A 13,801-nucleotide genomic window follows, 5' to 3' on the forward strand; every position below is an offset into this window, starting at 1 on the left:
ACGAGGGCTGCGATTATACACATTATTGCAGACGGAAGAACCGCCGACTGGATGCGGGCACAAAGAGCAGGAACAGCACCAGCATATCCGGGAGTTTCTGCATCACCAGTGCGCGTAAAATCTCGCGCTTCGATTCCCCCGCAATGCTGAACAGTTCCGGGTAGCCATAACCCAGTGACGCCGCCCACAGGTAGCCTGCCGCAACAATTTGCGTCAGCAGATAAACCCAGCGCGCCCAGTTGCGCCCTTTGACCAGTGAGAACGCGCAGTAAATCTCGATAAACACCAGCACCAGGCTGCTTAAAAAGACCAGCGTCAGATTCCACGTCTGCACGCTGCGGTGAATGAATTCCCCTATGCCGCGCGCGCCCAGGGTGTTCAGAATCATCAGCACATCGAGACAGCGGATCATAATAATGGCGAGCGCCGCCACCTGCACCAGCGCAGGAACATTCGGACGAGCGTGCGTAATACGTGATTTTTTTAATAATCCCAATGTTTTACTTCCCTGAAAAACAGTGCCGCGTCATGCGCGGCACTTCACTGGAAATTTTAAATGCTTCAGCCGCGTCTTGCACGCTGGATATCACGCACGCGTTGTTTTTCCGCGCGCGCCATCAAATACCAGGCGATAAATCCGACAATTCCGACCACGCCGAGGATGATGGACGCCAGGGCGTTGATCTCCGGGTTTACCCCCATGCGCACGCTGGAGAAGACCAGCATTGGCAGCGTCGTGGCTCCCGGGCCGGAGACAAAGCTGGCGATGACCAGGTCGTCAAGTGACAACGTAAACGCCAGCAGCCAGCCGGAGATCACCGCAGGCATGATCATCGGCAGGGTAATGATGAAAAAGACCTTCAGCGGTGTTGCGCCGAGATCCATCGCCGCCTCTTCAATAGAGCGATCCAGTTCGCGCAGACGCGAAGAGATCACCACCGCCACATAGGCGGTACAGAAGGTGACGTGCGCCAGCCAGATGGTGAGCATACCGCGATCCGCTGGCCAGCCGATGGCATGCGCCAGGGCGACAAACAGCAGCAGCAGCGACAGACCGGTGATGACGTCCGGCATGACCAGCGGTGCCGTGATCATAAAAGCAAAACCGTTCGCTCCGCGAAAATGCCCAAAACGCACCATCACCATTGCCGCAATAGTGCCGAGGACAGACGCCATTGTGGCGGCACAGGCGGCAATGGTCAGGCTTAGCACCACCGCACTCATCATCGCATCATCGTGGAACAGTTCACTGTACCAGCGCGTCGACCAGCCCGCCCACACCGTCACCAGTTTCGAACTGTTGAACGAGTAGATCACCAGCATCAGCATTGGTGCATACAGGAAGGTAAACCCAAGCACCAGGATCAGAATTCGCCACGGGGAGCGCACTACCGGTAAGTTGTTCATCCGTGATCTCCCATCTGTTTTTGCTGATGCTTGTGGAACCACATGATCGGCACGATCAGCAGCAGCAACATCACAATCGCCACCGCCGACGCCACCGGCCAGTCGCGGTTGTTGAAGAACTCTTGCCACAGCACGCGGCCAATCATGATGCTGTCCGGGCCACCAAGCAGTTCCGGGATCACGAACTCCCCAACCGCCGGAATAAACACCAGCATCGAACCGGCGATAATCCCGCCTTTGGTCAGCGGAACAATCACGCTAAAGAACGTCTTCAGCGGGCGGGCTCCCAGGTCAAGTGAGGCTTCCACCAGCGAATAATCGATGCGCGTCAGGGCGGTATAGATTGGCAACACCATAAACGGCAGATAGGCGTACACAATCCCGATATACACCGCGAGATTGGTATGCAGGATCGTCAGCGGCTGGTCGATAACCCCCAGCCACATCAGGAAGTTATTCAACACGCCGTTGTTTTTCAGGATCCCCATCCACGCGTAAACGCGGATCAGGAATGACGTCCATGACGGTAAAATGACCAGCAGCAGCAGAATGTTGCGTGTCGATGGCTTACTGTGCGCCACTGCCCACGCCAGCGGGTAACCCAACAGCAGACAGCAGATCGTCGAGATCGCCGCCACCTGCAATGACTGCAAATAGGCTTCGAAATAGAGCGGATCGTCCGTCAATTGCAGGAAATTGCCGACATTCAGCGTCAGCGTCAGTTGTCCATCGGCCCATTCCATCAGGTTGGTATATGGCGGAATAGACCGCGCCATTTCTGCCAGGCTTATCTTGAAAACAATCAGGAACGGCAGCATAAACAGCAGGATCAGCCACACGTAGGGCATGGCGATCACCAGCTTGCGGCCATGTGTCATCTGTATGCGCGCCAGCCAGTGTGCAAAACCGCCCGGTTTTTCTGCGCGGGCTGGAGGTTCAAGTGTACTCATTGGCCGCTCCTTATACCGTCAGCACTACGCAACTGTCTGCATCCCAGCACAGGCGCACTTCGTCACCCCAGGTGGGTAGCCCTTTACGGTAGCGATGTTCGTTTTGCAGCTGAGCGCTGAGCATCTGTCCGCTCGTCAGTCGCACATGGTAAATAGAGAGATCGCCCAGATAAGCAATGTGTACCACCTCCCCGACGGCAAAGTTATAGCCATCGGCTGGCGGCTCTTCACAGAGCATGATTTTTTCCGGGCGCAGAGCGATATAAACCGGAACGTTGTCCACCACAGAGGCATCCGGGTCCACCTTCAACGGGTGTACCAGCCCCGGCGATTCAAGCACCAGACCGTCGTCATGGCGCGCCTTCACCAACCCTTCGAAGACATTCACCGAGCCGATAAACTCGGCGCTGTAGCGGGTGGTCGGGTGCTCGTAAATCTCCTCCGGCTCGCCGATTTGCACAAACTTACCGCGATTCATAATCGCGATACGCCCGGCCATCGTCATCGCCTCTTCCTGGTCGTGGGTCACCATCACGCAGGTCACTCCCACGCGTTCGAGAATATCCACCACTTCCAGCTGCATACGGTCGCGCAGTTTTTTATCCAGTGCGCCCATCGGTTCATCAAGCAACAGCAGTTTCGGACGTTTCGCCAGGCTTCTGGCCAGCGCCACACGCTGACGTTGACCGCCAGAGAGCTGGTGCGGCTTACGTTTTGCGAACTCCTGCATATGCACCAGGCTCAACATCTCCGCCACTCGCGCGGTAATTTCGGCTTTCGGTAGTTTGTCCTGCTTGAGGCCAAAAGCGATGTTCTGCTCAACCGTCATGTGCGGGAACAGCGCGTAAGACTGGAACATCATGTTGATTGGTCGTTGATACGGCGGTACGCGGGAGAGGTCGACACCATCCAGCACAATCTGTCCGGTGGTGGGCTGTTCAAAACCTGCCAGCATACGCAGTAATGTGGATTTACCGCAGCCAGATGCCCCGAGCAGGGCAAAAATTTCACCTTTGTAGATAGTCAGGCTGACGTCATCCACGGCATGCTGGCCATCAAAAGATTTGGTGAGGTTACGGATTTCAAGAAGCGGGGTCAGCGCTTTACGGACTTTCGCCTGCGGGCGGGGGATCGCGTCATTCACGGGGTGCTCTCCGGCATAAATCAAAACTGGTGCAAACGCACCATCAGGGTGCGCATCGCCGGGCAGCACTAACGCCTGCCCGGCCTGGAACTCACTGAATATTATTTACCGCTTTTCACTCTGGTCCACGCACGGGTGCGCACGCGGTCAATTTTTGGATCCTGAACCTTCAGGGTAAACAGCTTGGCGAAGACATCCGCAGGCGGATAGATGCCCGGGTTATCACGCACTTCCGCGCTGACCAGCGGTACAGACGCTTTGTTACCGTTAGCGTAGAACACGTGGTCGCTGATGTGGGCAATCACATCCGGACGCATCAGGTAATTGAGGAACTGATAAGCTTCATCTTTGTTTTTCGCATCAGCAGGCATCGCGAAGACATCAAAGAACGCCAGCGCGCCCTCTTTTGGAATGAAGTAGGAAATATTCACGCCATTTTTCGCCTCTTTCGCACGATTAGCCGCCTGCCAGACATCCCCCGCCCAGCCGATAGCCACGCAGATGTCGCCGTTTGCCAGGTCGTTAATGTACTGAGAGGAGTGGAAGTAGCGAATATTCGGACGCAGCTTCAGCAGCAGATCGGTAGCCGGGCCAGTGTAGTCATCGGCTTTGCTGCTGTTCGGATCTTTGCCCAGGTAGTTAAGTACGGTGGCGAAAATCTCTTCCGGTGCGTCGAGGAATGACACGCCGCAGCTTTTCAGTTTCTCAAGGTTTTCAGGCTTCAGCACCACATCCCAGCTATCGAGCTTGACGTCTTTACCCAGCACCGCTTTGACTTTATCAACGTTATAGCCGATACCAGTGGTCGCCCACAGGTAAGGCATCGCGTATTTGTTGTCCGGGTCGTGTTTAGCCACCAGCTTCAGCACGTCAGGATCGAGGTTTTTCCAGTTCGGAAGTTTGCTTTTATCCAGCGGCTGGAAGACACCTGCCGTCAGTTGACGCTCCAGGAAGCTTGCAGAAGGTACCACGAGGTCAAACCCGGTACTGCCTGCCATCAGCTTTCCTTCCAGCACTTCGTTGGAATCGAAAACGTCGTAAACCACTTTAATGCCGGTCTCTTTTTCAAAATTGGCGACCGTGTCCGGTGCAATATAGTCAGACCAGTTATAGATATGCAGCGTTTTTTGTTCCGCAGCGAGCGTACCGACAGAGACAGCCATCAGAGCACCCGCAACCAGACCCGATAACCATTTTTTATTCAAGGCGATCATATTGTTATTCCTTCTGAAAGCTCGTTAACAAACGAACTAAAACTATGCAATCTGAAGATATGCAAAAACCATGCATATTTTGTCGCTCTGACCGAAATAAAATAACAGACTCTATCCGGCAGTATTCGCTCGCTTTTTTAAGCATCGCAAGAATAACTGTAGCCCGTGTCTCCGGCTATAGCCCAGACGAAAAAACGCCTTTTATCAATTTTTTATGCACGTTATATCTACGTGATAAGCCGAAACCGCTTTCAGGGAGGTGAAATATTCTTTAAGGAAAGGTTAAAAGCAGCAGAAAAAATGGTGTTATGCAGCCGCTCTGGCAGCGACTGCGCGGATATCAGACAGGTTTAGTGGAGAAAATTGGGAGATGCATCATTATTCTCTGCATCATCTTCAGTGCTATACAGTAAATGATGTGCATTGGCTTCCATCATTACCATCGAAATTTGCTCTTCGCTCTGGCGCATGAACCAGGAGAACTGTTTGAAGGAAAGTCCCGCTCCGGCGAATAAAGACTGGCAAACGACCAGTTTTGGCAGATTATCATCCTGTATGTCGAGAAATGCTTTGACCGTCAAAGAACTGGCATTGATAGCCGACAGATCGGATGCCAGTGCCAGTAACGCAGACGGTTTCACTTCAGCCAGCGCAGAGAAGAGGATCACGTCGTTGATGAGATCGATTTTGGCATCGAAAATGCCATCGAAATTTTGCATATGAGGCAAATGCAGCGCCTGGCAGGAATCACATTCAAAAAAGGTGATACCAGCGTCATCAAGCCATTGACGTAATGTATCCAGTGTAGGAACGACCTGTAAATCCATCGCTGTGCAGCCTCTTTAATAAAAACTTCGCATATAACCGTCATACTTCAAGCTGCATGTGCGTTGGCTGCGCTCGTTCACCCCAGTCACTTACTTATGTAAGCTCCTGGGGATTCACTCCCTTGCCGCCTTCCTGCAACTCGAATTATTTAGGGTATAGATTACGCAAAAAGTGCGTTCAATGCTATTTAACCGCCCGTTTTTAGACAGTAACCCGGCGTCGCATGACGCTCGATCCATGAGATCATTTTACCCGCAATATCGACCCCGGTCGTTTTTTCCACCCCTTCCAGCCCTGGCGATGCATTAACCTCCATCACCAGCGGCCCGCGGGACGCACGCAGGATGTCCACACCCGCCACATCCAGGCCTAACGTTTGCGCCGCTTTTACGGCAATTTCGCGCTCACGTGCGGTGATATCCGCCACGCGCGCCACACCACCACGGTGCAGGTTAGAGCGGAAATCCCCCTCTTTCGCCTGACGCTCAATGGCCGCAACGACCTCATCGCCGACCACAAAGCAACGGATGTCACGCCCTTTGGCTTCTTCAATATATTCCTGCACCAGGATATGGGCATTGAGGCCGCGAAACGCGTCAATCACGCTCTCTGCCGCCTGCCGGGTTTCCGCCAGCACGACGCCAATCCCCTGAGTGCCTTCCACCAGCTTTATCACTAACGGCGCACCACCCACCATGTCGATCAGATCGCTGGTGTCATCCGGAGAGTGAGCAATGCCGGTCACGGGCAGATCGATCCCCTGACGGGCAAGCAGTTGCAGGGAGCGAAGTTTATCGCGGGCGCGTGAGATGGCGACGGATTCATTAAGGGGATAGCTGCCGAGCATTTCAAACTGACGCAAGGCGGCCGTGCCATAAAAGGTAATCTGCGAGCCAATGCGCGGTATAACCGCATCAAATCGTGGCAGCTGGCGACCTTTATAGTGAATGGACGACGCTGCGGGATCGATGTTCATATAGCAAGACATTGGATCGAGAATGTCAACCTGATGGCCGCGTTTCGCCGCGGCATCTCGCAGGCGTTTACATGAGTAGAGCGTTCCATCCCGGGACAAAATGGCAATTTTCACCCTGCACCTCTCTAAAGACATAGGAAAAGCCTGCGTATCATATACACAAAATCATGCAAGTTGTATCACAGCAGCCTGAAGGATGAGGTGCATACACGCAGGCAGGCGCAGAAGGAATGGACTAGCGCGTTGCCCAGCCCTGTTTGTGCAAATAGTCGAGAATAAACGGGCGATTTTCTTTAATGATGGTACGACGGATATGGTCACTCCACGTGTCGCGGCGGTTATTGCTGCCGCGCGTCATATAGTAGTGCGCCAGCTCCTCGTCGTATTGTGCCAACACGTCCCGATCGATCGGCTGATAGTGGTTTTCATGCATGATTATCGTGGCGGGCAGGCGCGGCTTCACGTCCGGGTTATCCGCCGGCCACCCGAGGCACAGGCCGAACAGTGGCAGCACATGTTTAGGGAGCTTCAGCAGTTCGGTCACGCTGTCAATATTGTTACGCAGGCCGCCGATATACACCCCACCCAACCCCAGCGATTCCGCCGCCGTCAGCGCGTTTTGTGCCATCAGGGCAGTATCGACGACACCCAACAGCAGCTGTTCCGCCAGGCCCAGTTCAGCTTCAGGGCAAATCTGCAGGTGGCGGTTAAAGTCGGCACAGAACACCCAGAACTCAGCCGCCTGAGCCACATGCTTCTGTCCGCCCGTCAGCGTCACCAGCTGTTCACGCATTGCCGGGTCGGTAATGCGAATAATAGAGCTGCATTGCAGGAAGCTGGAGCTGGAGGTTCCCCTTGCACTGTCAATAATCGCTTCACGCTGCGCCCGGGTAACCTGCTGGTCGGTGAAGTGACGAATCGAGCGGTGGGAACGGAGCAGGTCAATGGTTGGCGTCATTCTCTCTCTCTTTAACTGTCTGAACACGGTCTAACAGCCAGTATAGGAAATGTTGTGTGCCGTGTAATTGGCGAAACATAGCCTGACTATATCAAAGTGACAGGCGAAACCTTCTTTCCATGACAGCGGGTTATCGTGCAATATAATCGTCATTCGCCGTCAGGCTTGTTTTTTGAGGAGAGAGAAATGTTTGCAGTGATTTTTGGCCGTCCAGGATGCCCTTACTGCGTGCGCGCAAAAGAACTGGCAGAGAAACTGACCGAAGAGCGTGATGACTTCAACTTCCGCTATGTGGATATCCACGCGGAAGGTATCAGCAAAGCGGACCTGGAAAAAACTGTCGGTAAACCGGTTGAAACCGTGCCGCAGATTTTCCTCGATCAGAAGCACATTGGTGGCTGCACCGATTTTGAAGCTTACGCAAAAGAACATCTGGGTCTGTTTGCTGCAGAGTAATGCGAAGACGCCCTCACCGTGAGGGCGTTTTTATTTGTGCCGCCGCCGGTGGAGCATGCTGCGCACAAACAGGAAGCACAACGCCCCAAGCGCGCACCAGAATACCCCGCTCAATAACCACGCCAGTTCCTGCCAGAACGATCGCGAGGTGACAAACACCAGTCGTAGCAACAGCAGACACAGTGGAGCCGCCAGCATCGCGCCCAAAAGAGGCTTAACGACCTCCCCGCCACGGGAGAGAAAGCTGGCCGCCGCCCCCGGCAAGGTAAAAAAGAGCAAGCCCAGCTCGGGATGGCCGGAAGCCCTAAACGCCCCTTTGACATGGAAGGCTAATGACAGACACACTGTCGTAAACAGTAAAAAGCAACTGACCACACCCGCCCAGTTTCGCTTTATGTTCAAACTATCCTCCTGACTTCATCTCTATCAAATACGCTTTCGTCCAGTGGACGCCCAGTCAGATAAAGCAATGTGGCAATCCTTGCCAAAGTACACATCTGTTAATGCGATAATAGGTAGCTGTCGATAGCTAATACGATTAAACTAACCGGCAGCTATGGTTTTAGAGAATTAATGAAGGGAGCCGGGAATGTTGAAACGCTCCCCTGATGTTCAAAACAGTAGCCCAAATAGCCTCTTCATTCAACAACTTACTGGTAAACAAGAAGTTAGCCTCCGTGAATATAAACGTCGCAGACTTGTTAAATGGGAATTACATCCTGTTATTATTTGTGGTACTGGCACTGGGTCTTTGCCTGGGCAAATTGCGCCTGGGTTCAGTTCAACTTGGTAATTCCATTGGCGTTTTAGTCGTCTCTTTATTATTAGGCCAGCAACATTTCAGCATTAACACGGACGCGCTCAACTTAGGTTTTATGCTGTTTATTTTTTGCGTTGGGGTGGAAGCAGGGCCGAACTTTTTTTCAATTTTCTTCCGCGACGGCAAAAATTATCTGATGCTGGCGCTGGTGATGGTCGGCAGTGCGCTGCTGATTGCGTTAGGGCTGGGTAAACTGTTTGGCTGGGATATCGGGTTAACGGCCGGTATGCTGGCAGGATCGATGACCTCCACACCGGTTCTTGTGGGTGCAGGAGATACTCTGCGGCACTCAGGTATGGCGGGCTCACAGCTCTCTACCGCTCTCGATCACCTGAGTCTGGGCTATGCCCTGACCTATCTGATTGGCCTGGTAAGCCTGATTGTGGGTGCGCGTTACCTGCCAAAACTCCAGCATCAGGATTTACAGACCAGCGCCCAACAGATTGCCCGCGAGCGCGGTCTGGACACGGACACCAAACGTAAAGTCTACCTGCCGGTGATCCGCGCCTATCGCGTGGGGCCGGAACTGGTCTCCTGGGCCGACGGGAAAAATCTGCGCGAGCTGGGCATTTATCGCCAGACGGGCTGCTATATCGAACGTATTCGCCGCAACGGCATTCTGGCAAACCCGGACGGTGACGCAGTACTGCAGATGGGCGATGACATCGCGCTGGTGGGTTATCCGGACGCTCACGCGCGCCTTGACCCCAGCTTCCGTAACGGCAAAGAGGTATTCGACCGCGATCTGCTCGACATGCGTATCGTCACCGAAGAGATTGTGGTGAAAAACCATAACGCCGTGGGTCGTCGCCTGGCGCAGTTGAAGCTGACCGACCACGGCTGCTTCCTGAACCGCGTGATCCGTAGCCAGATTGAGATGCCCATCGACGATAACGTGGTGCTGAACAAAGGTGACGTTTTACAGGTAAGCGGCGATACCCGACGCGTAAAAACCGTTGCTGACCGCATCGGCTTTATCTCCATTCACAGCCAGGTCACCGACCTGCTGGCCTTCTGCGCCTTCTTTATCGTGGGCCTGATGATCGGGATGATCACCTTCCAGTTCAGCAACTTTAGCTTCGGCATCGGTAACGCCGCCGGGCTGCTGTTTGCCGGGATTATGCTCGGCTTCCTGCGAGCGAACCACCCGACCTTCGGCTATATCCCGCAGGGTGCGCTGAATATGGTAAAAGAGTTCGGCCTGATGGTGTTTATGGCGGGCGTTGGCTTAAGCGCCGGTAGCGGCATTGGTCACAGCCTGGGTGCTGTCGGCTGGCAAATGCTGGTCTCTGGCCTTATCGTCAGCCTGGTACCGGTGGTGATCTGTTTCCTGTTTGGTGCATACGTGCTGCGCATGAACCGCGCCCTGCTCTTCGGCGCGATGATGGGCGCACGTACCTGTGCTCCGGCAATGGAAATCATCAGCGATACTGCACGCAGTAACATCCCGGCGCTGGGCTATGCCGGCACCTACGCCATCGCCAACGTCCTGCTGACGCTGGCCGGTACGCTGATTATCATCATCTGGCCAGGGCTGGGACTCGGATAACACTCAGGTTTGCGCATACCAGAAAAAAATTTTCGTTATGCGCAGAACTTTTTATTCAGGGGGCAGTCATAATTAGTGCCACTGCTTTTCTTTGATGTCCCCAATTTGTGGAGCCCATCAACCCCGCCGTTTTGGTTCAAGGTTGATGGGTTTTTTGTTGGGTGAAATTTAGTGCGTCCCAAATTAACCACTTAGAGAACCATCTGGGGACACAGTGGTTGCAACGCTTCAGCGATGACAGTAACTGACATTCCCGTATAGAGATCCCTCCGGCACGCAACCACTCGCAGGGAGAATGGCACGCCCCCACACTACAGATGTTCCCATCGCATTTTTATCGCACACTCTAATTGCTTCGGCTGGTGAGCAAATCACCATTCGCTCCGGGGACACCATGTCCCGATAGCAGTGTTACCGTGGCACCAGTCCTGGATTGTAAGGCAATCCCTGCGGTTTACAGGGTGGTGCCTATACTCTGGTTGATATGTGTATAGTACACACCCAGGGCTTTGTAACTGATACGATATAATTTATAGAATATGAAAACGCCTTTTGGCTTAGAATGAAAAACGATGGGCATCACCACCAAATGCTGTGTTAGCATCAGAAAAAATTTAACCTGAATATGATTATGAACATCAGAAATGACCTCCACGGCCTAACAATATTCCGCTTTATAGCTGCTTTTTATGTGTTTTTATTTCATTGTAATCTTAGATATAGGGCCGATGTCTCTGACTGGCTTCAATCGGTGATCGGCAATGGCGCTATAGGGATGTCTTTCTTCTTTGTTCTTTCTGGCTTTGTCATGGCATGGGCATCAAGAAATGGGATTAAGGAGAATTACTATCGCTCCAGAGTTGCCAGAATATTTCCTGCGTATATTCTAATGGGGTTAATTACTAGCCCATTCCTTTTTGAATACGATCTGAAAAATGCCACGACCTATGTTTTATTATTTTTAAGCGCATCACAATCGTGGTTTCCGGATAGCTTTAGCCAGTGGAATTTTGGCGGTTCATGGTCCGTCTCAACCGAAATGTTTTTTTATATCGTTTTTCCACTCCTATTACCTACAATAAAAAGAAGACCTATCTTAGCATTGATTATCTCAGTCTTAATATCATCAATCATCATACCAACATCTATGATTCTGACTAATGGTGCAGCTTTCCCACATTATTACGTAAGCCCTATGCATCGCCTACCAGAGTTCATCTCTGGCGTAGCGATTGGTTGTATTTTTACTCAAGGTTTTCGCTTCACTCGATTTAACACCAGTCTTTTTATATTCGCAATAATATCATTACTTTACATTTCACCATCTCACAATAATGGTTGGATGCAAAATAATTATATAACCCTTCCCGCAACATGCATTGTTATTTATTACCTTGCCAGCACGGCGATTAATAAAAACCCCATTACTCTCCCATTAATATATCTAGGTAAAATAAGCTATTCATTTTACCTAATGCAACTACCTATAATGATTTATATAACAAAATATCATGACAGCCTTGCATCACTCCCAATATGGCTCATCTGGACACTTTTGGCAGCCATTAACTTAGTGATGGCATCAGCTTGTTACCATTTTGTTGAAGACAATAAGGCTATAAAATCCTTCGTCCTGAACTGGAGACGTAAACCGAATTCATCCTTTGAATTAAGCTAGTTCAAGCTTTTCAGCCCTACTAAATGACGGGCTGACGGAATCGTTATCAGGCGTGCTGAATGTGCTGGCTGAACACGGGATCTGGGTAACCACGCTGGGAACCGGGTTCATCACCGCCTTACTGCGCAAGGATGTAGAGTCCTACGAGCAGCTGGAACTGACACAAGAGCATTTCAATGATGACCAGCTCATTGATTACGTACTGCAATACCCGATTCTGATTAACCGCCAGATTGTGGTTACGCCTCCAGGAACGCGTCTGTGTCGACCTTCTGAAGTGATGCATCCGGGAAAAAAATCCAGGACAGTAATACCTTGATTGCCCTGCCAATATGCGCAGGGCAGTGTCATCCGGTCGCCAGGCATATTTGCATCAATCCCGTTCCTGCCCATAATTTTGATCACAGTCATTGGGTGAGGATGTGCCACTATGCAGCTCAAAAACAAAACCGCCGTCATTTTTGGTGGCAGCGGTGCTATCGGCAGCGCTGCTGCATATGCCCTGGCACGTGAAGGCGCACATGTCTGGCTTGCTGCCCGCACTCAAACCAGACTGGATCGTGTGGCTGACCGTATTCGCGCCGCTGGCGGTTCAGCCAGTACCCTGATCTTCAACGCCCTCGACGAGTCCTCACCACTGCCGGATCTTGCCCACATTGATATTGCCGTGAATGCCACTGGCTTTATGCACGATCAGGGCAAACGCATCGAAGCGTTAACGCTGGCTGAATTCAGACAGGGGTTCGATCCCTTTCTGACCGCGTACTTCAACATTGCCAAAGCTGTCTCGCCCCGTATGGGTGGCGAGCATGCCGGAACAATGATCACCGTCGTTGCGCCTGCCGCAAATATGGCGATGCCGGGCCATCCCGGGCATATTATCGGGTGCGCGGGCACTGAAGCCTTTACCCGGGCGCTTGCCGCTGAGTTAGGGCCAAAAAATATTCGTGTACTGTGTATACGTTCGCATGCGATTGCCGACGCGGTTCAGGCGGGTTCTTATGTGGGTGAACTGTTTGCCATTAAGGCGCAGGAGCTGGGAACTACCGTGGATCAGTTTTTAGGCGGCGCGGCACAAGGCACAATGCTTAAACGCCTGCCCACGCTGGCGCAGGTGGCGAGCACCATCGTGTTTCTGGCGTCCGATTCAGCAAACGCCATGACGGGAACAACCGTGAACATGACGGCTGGCGCGACCACTCTCTAACCGCCGCTCTCTCCTGCAATCCGCCCTACCATCGCGCGGATCTCCTCCCGCGATAAGGGCTGCCTGTCCGTCACAAAGTGCAGCGTCATCCCTTCAATAAACGCGTCCAGCGCGCGGGCGGTGGCAGGCTCGAACCACTGCTCAAGGGTTGTCTGGCTCATCTTCATCCAGTCCTGCATCACCGTTTTAAGCGCCGCGCTGCGGTGCATAAAGGCATACAGCTGGTACATCAGCGCCATATTGTGCGGCGTGGTGACCTGCGAGCTGTAGATCAGGGTCGTGATCGATTCACACGCCATTACCGGGCCGTTCACACCCGAGAAAAAATCCCGGTACTGCTTTGACATCTGGCGGGTAAACCACGTAAAAGCCTCTTCAAGCAGCGATTCCATACCGTCAAAATAGTAGGTCATCGACCCCAACGGCACCCCCGCGCAACTGGCGATTTTCCGGTGCGTGACGGCATGAATACCGTGCTCAGCAATGGTGTCCAGGGTCGCCTGCAGGATCTTTTCCCGGCGATGGGGGTCGTTCGGTGGTCTGCTCATAAAATCCTCACGTGGTTTATGTACAAATGTACACAAACTTGCTAGTGTTGTCGCTATTGTTGTACT

14 protein-coding genes and 1 pseudogene are annotated in these 13,801 nt (G+C 52.6%); 5 read left to right on the forward strand and 10 right to left on the reverse strand.

The annotated features are described in order from the left end of the window. Positions 1 to 22: 22 nt before the first annotated feature. The 8 genes from ACJ9N4_RS01015 to nfsA all read right to left on the reverse strand — a co-directional run bounded on the left by ACJ9N4_RS01015 (position 23) and on the right by nfsA (position 7,477). A complete protein-coding gene (locus ACJ9N4_RS01015; protein ID WP_182274317.1) occupies positions 23 to 496 on the reverse strand; it encodes a YbjO family protein in 474 nt (157 codons plus the stop codon). Positions 497 to 561: 65 nt separating this feature from the next. Then, the gene (potI, locus tag ACJ9N4_RS01020) at positions 562 to 1,407 is read right to left on the reverse strand and encodes a putrescine ABC transporter permease PotI (protein WP_182274316.1); all 846 of its coding nucleotides are present in this window, start codon (positions 1,405 to 1,407) and stop codon (positions 562 to 564) included. After that, entirely contained in the window at positions 1,404 to 2,357 is a 954-nt protein-coding gene (potH, locus tag ACJ9N4_RS01025) for a putrescine ABC transporter permease PotH (RefSeq protein WP_182274315.1), read from the reverse strand. The genes potI and potH overlap by 4 nt, the downstream gene beginning before the upstream one ends. A gap of 10 nt (positions 2,358 to 2,367) precedes the next feature. Beyond that, positions 2,368 to 3,501 (reverse strand): putrescine ABC transporter ATP-binding subunit PotG, encoded by a 1,134-nt coding sequence (potG, locus tag ACJ9N4_RS01030; protein WP_182274314.1) that lies wholly within the window; start codon positions 3,499 to 3,501, stop codon positions 2,368 to 2,370. Between the two features lie 101 nt (positions 3,502 to 3,602). Next, a complete protein-coding gene (gene potF, locus ACJ9N4_RS01035) occupies positions 3,603 to 4,715 on the reverse strand; it encodes a spermidine/putrescine ABC transporter substrate-binding protein PotF (protein WP_196391057.1) in 1,113 nt (370 codons plus the stop codon). Between the two features lie 350 nt (positions 4,716 to 5,065). Then, positions 5,066 to 5,542: a YbjN domain-containing protein gene (locus ACJ9N4_RS01040; protein ID WP_182274312.1), complete on the reverse strand. Its 477-nt coding sequence runs from the start codon at positions 5,540 to 5,542 to the stop codon at positions 5,066 to 5,068. Between the two features lie 188 nt (positions 5,543 to 5,730). Next, on the reverse strand, positions 5,731 to 6,633 hold the full coding sequence (gene rimK, locus ACJ9N4_RS01045) for a 30S ribosomal protein S6--L-glutamate ligase (RefSeq protein WP_182274311.1): 903 nt from the start codon (positions 6,631 to 6,633) through the stop codon (positions 5,731 to 5,733). Positions 6,634 to 6,754: 121 nt separating this feature from the next. Beyond that, positions 6,755 to 7,477 carry a nitroreductase NfsA gene (gene nfsA / locus ACJ9N4_RS01050; protein WP_182274310.1) on the reverse strand — a complete coding sequence of 241 codons (723 nt, stop codon included), beginning with the start codon at positions 7,475 to 7,477 and terminating at the stop codon, positions 6,755 to 6,757. Positions 7,478 to 7,663: 186 nt separating this feature from the next. Between nfsA and ACJ9N4_RS01055 the strand changes: the two genes are divergently transcribed. Further along, entirely contained in the window at positions 7,664 to 7,933 is a 270-nt protein-coding gene (locus tag ACJ9N4_RS01055; protein ID WP_182274309.1) for a GrxA family glutaredoxin, read from the forward strand. 30 nt (positions 7,934 to 7,963) lie between these two features. On the opposite strand, the gene ACJ9N4_RS01060 is transcribed toward ACJ9N4_RS01055, so the two are convergent. Continuing rightward, on the reverse strand, positions 7,964 to 8,335 hold the full coding sequence (locus ACJ9N4_RS01060) for an inner membrane protein YbjM (RefSeq protein WP_182274308.1): 372 nt from the start codon (positions 8,333 to 8,335) through the stop codon (positions 7,964 to 7,966). Between the two features lie 275 nt (positions 8,336 to 8,610). On the opposite strand from ACJ9N4_RS01060, the gene ACJ9N4_RS01065 reads away from it, so the two are divergent. The 4 genes and pseudogenes from ACJ9N4_RS01065 to ACJ9N4_RS01080 all read left to right on the forward strand — a co-directional run bounded on the left by ACJ9N4_RS01065 (position 8,611) and on the right by ACJ9N4_RS01080 (position 13,187). Continuing rightward, the gene (locus ACJ9N4_RS01065) at positions 8,611 to 10,302 is read left to right on the forward strand and encodes an aspartate:alanine antiporter (protein WP_182274307.1); all 1,692 of its coding nucleotides are present in this window, start codon (positions 8,611 to 8,613) and stop codon (positions 10,300 to 10,302) included. A 631-nt stretch (positions 10,303 to 10,933) separates the two neighbouring features. Continuing rightward, complete coding sequence (locus ACJ9N4_RS01070; RefSeq protein ID WP_182274272.1) at positions 10,934 to 11,980, forward strand: acyltransferase family protein; 1,047 nt, start codon at positions 10,934 to 10,936, stop codon at positions 11,978 to 11,980. Positions 11,981 to 12,089: 109 nt separating this feature from the next. Further along, positions 12,090 to 12,263 (forward strand): annotated as a pseudogene (locus ACJ9N4_RS01075) (ArsC/Spx/MgsR family protein); the annotation flags it as partial. A gap of 147 nt (positions 12,264 to 12,410) precedes the next feature. Further along, complete coding sequence (locus ACJ9N4_RS01080; protein ID WP_182274270.1) at positions 12,411 to 13,187, forward strand: SDR family NAD(P)-dependent oxidoreductase; 777 nt, start codon at positions 12,411 to 12,413, stop codon at positions 13,185 to 13,187. On the opposite strand, the gene ACJ9N4_RS01085 is transcribed toward ACJ9N4_RS01080, so the two are convergent. Then, positions 13,184 to 13,735 (reverse strand): TetR/AcrR family transcriptional regulator, encoded by a 552-nt coding sequence (locus tag ACJ9N4_RS01085; protein ID WP_182274269.1) that lies wholly within the window; start codon positions 13,733 to 13,735, stop codon positions 13,184 to 13,186. The genes ACJ9N4_RS01080 and ACJ9N4_RS01085 overlap by 4 nt on opposite strands. Between the last annotated feature and the right edge of the window lie 66 nt (positions 13,736 to 13,801).

It is taken from the genome of Enterobacter sp. LM3 (genome assembly GCF_046622475.1).
In the GTDB taxonomy this organism is placed as follows: domain Bacteria; phylum Pseudomonadota; class Gammaproteobacteria; order Enterobacterales; family Enterobacteriaceae; genus Enterobacter; species Enterobacter cloacae_P.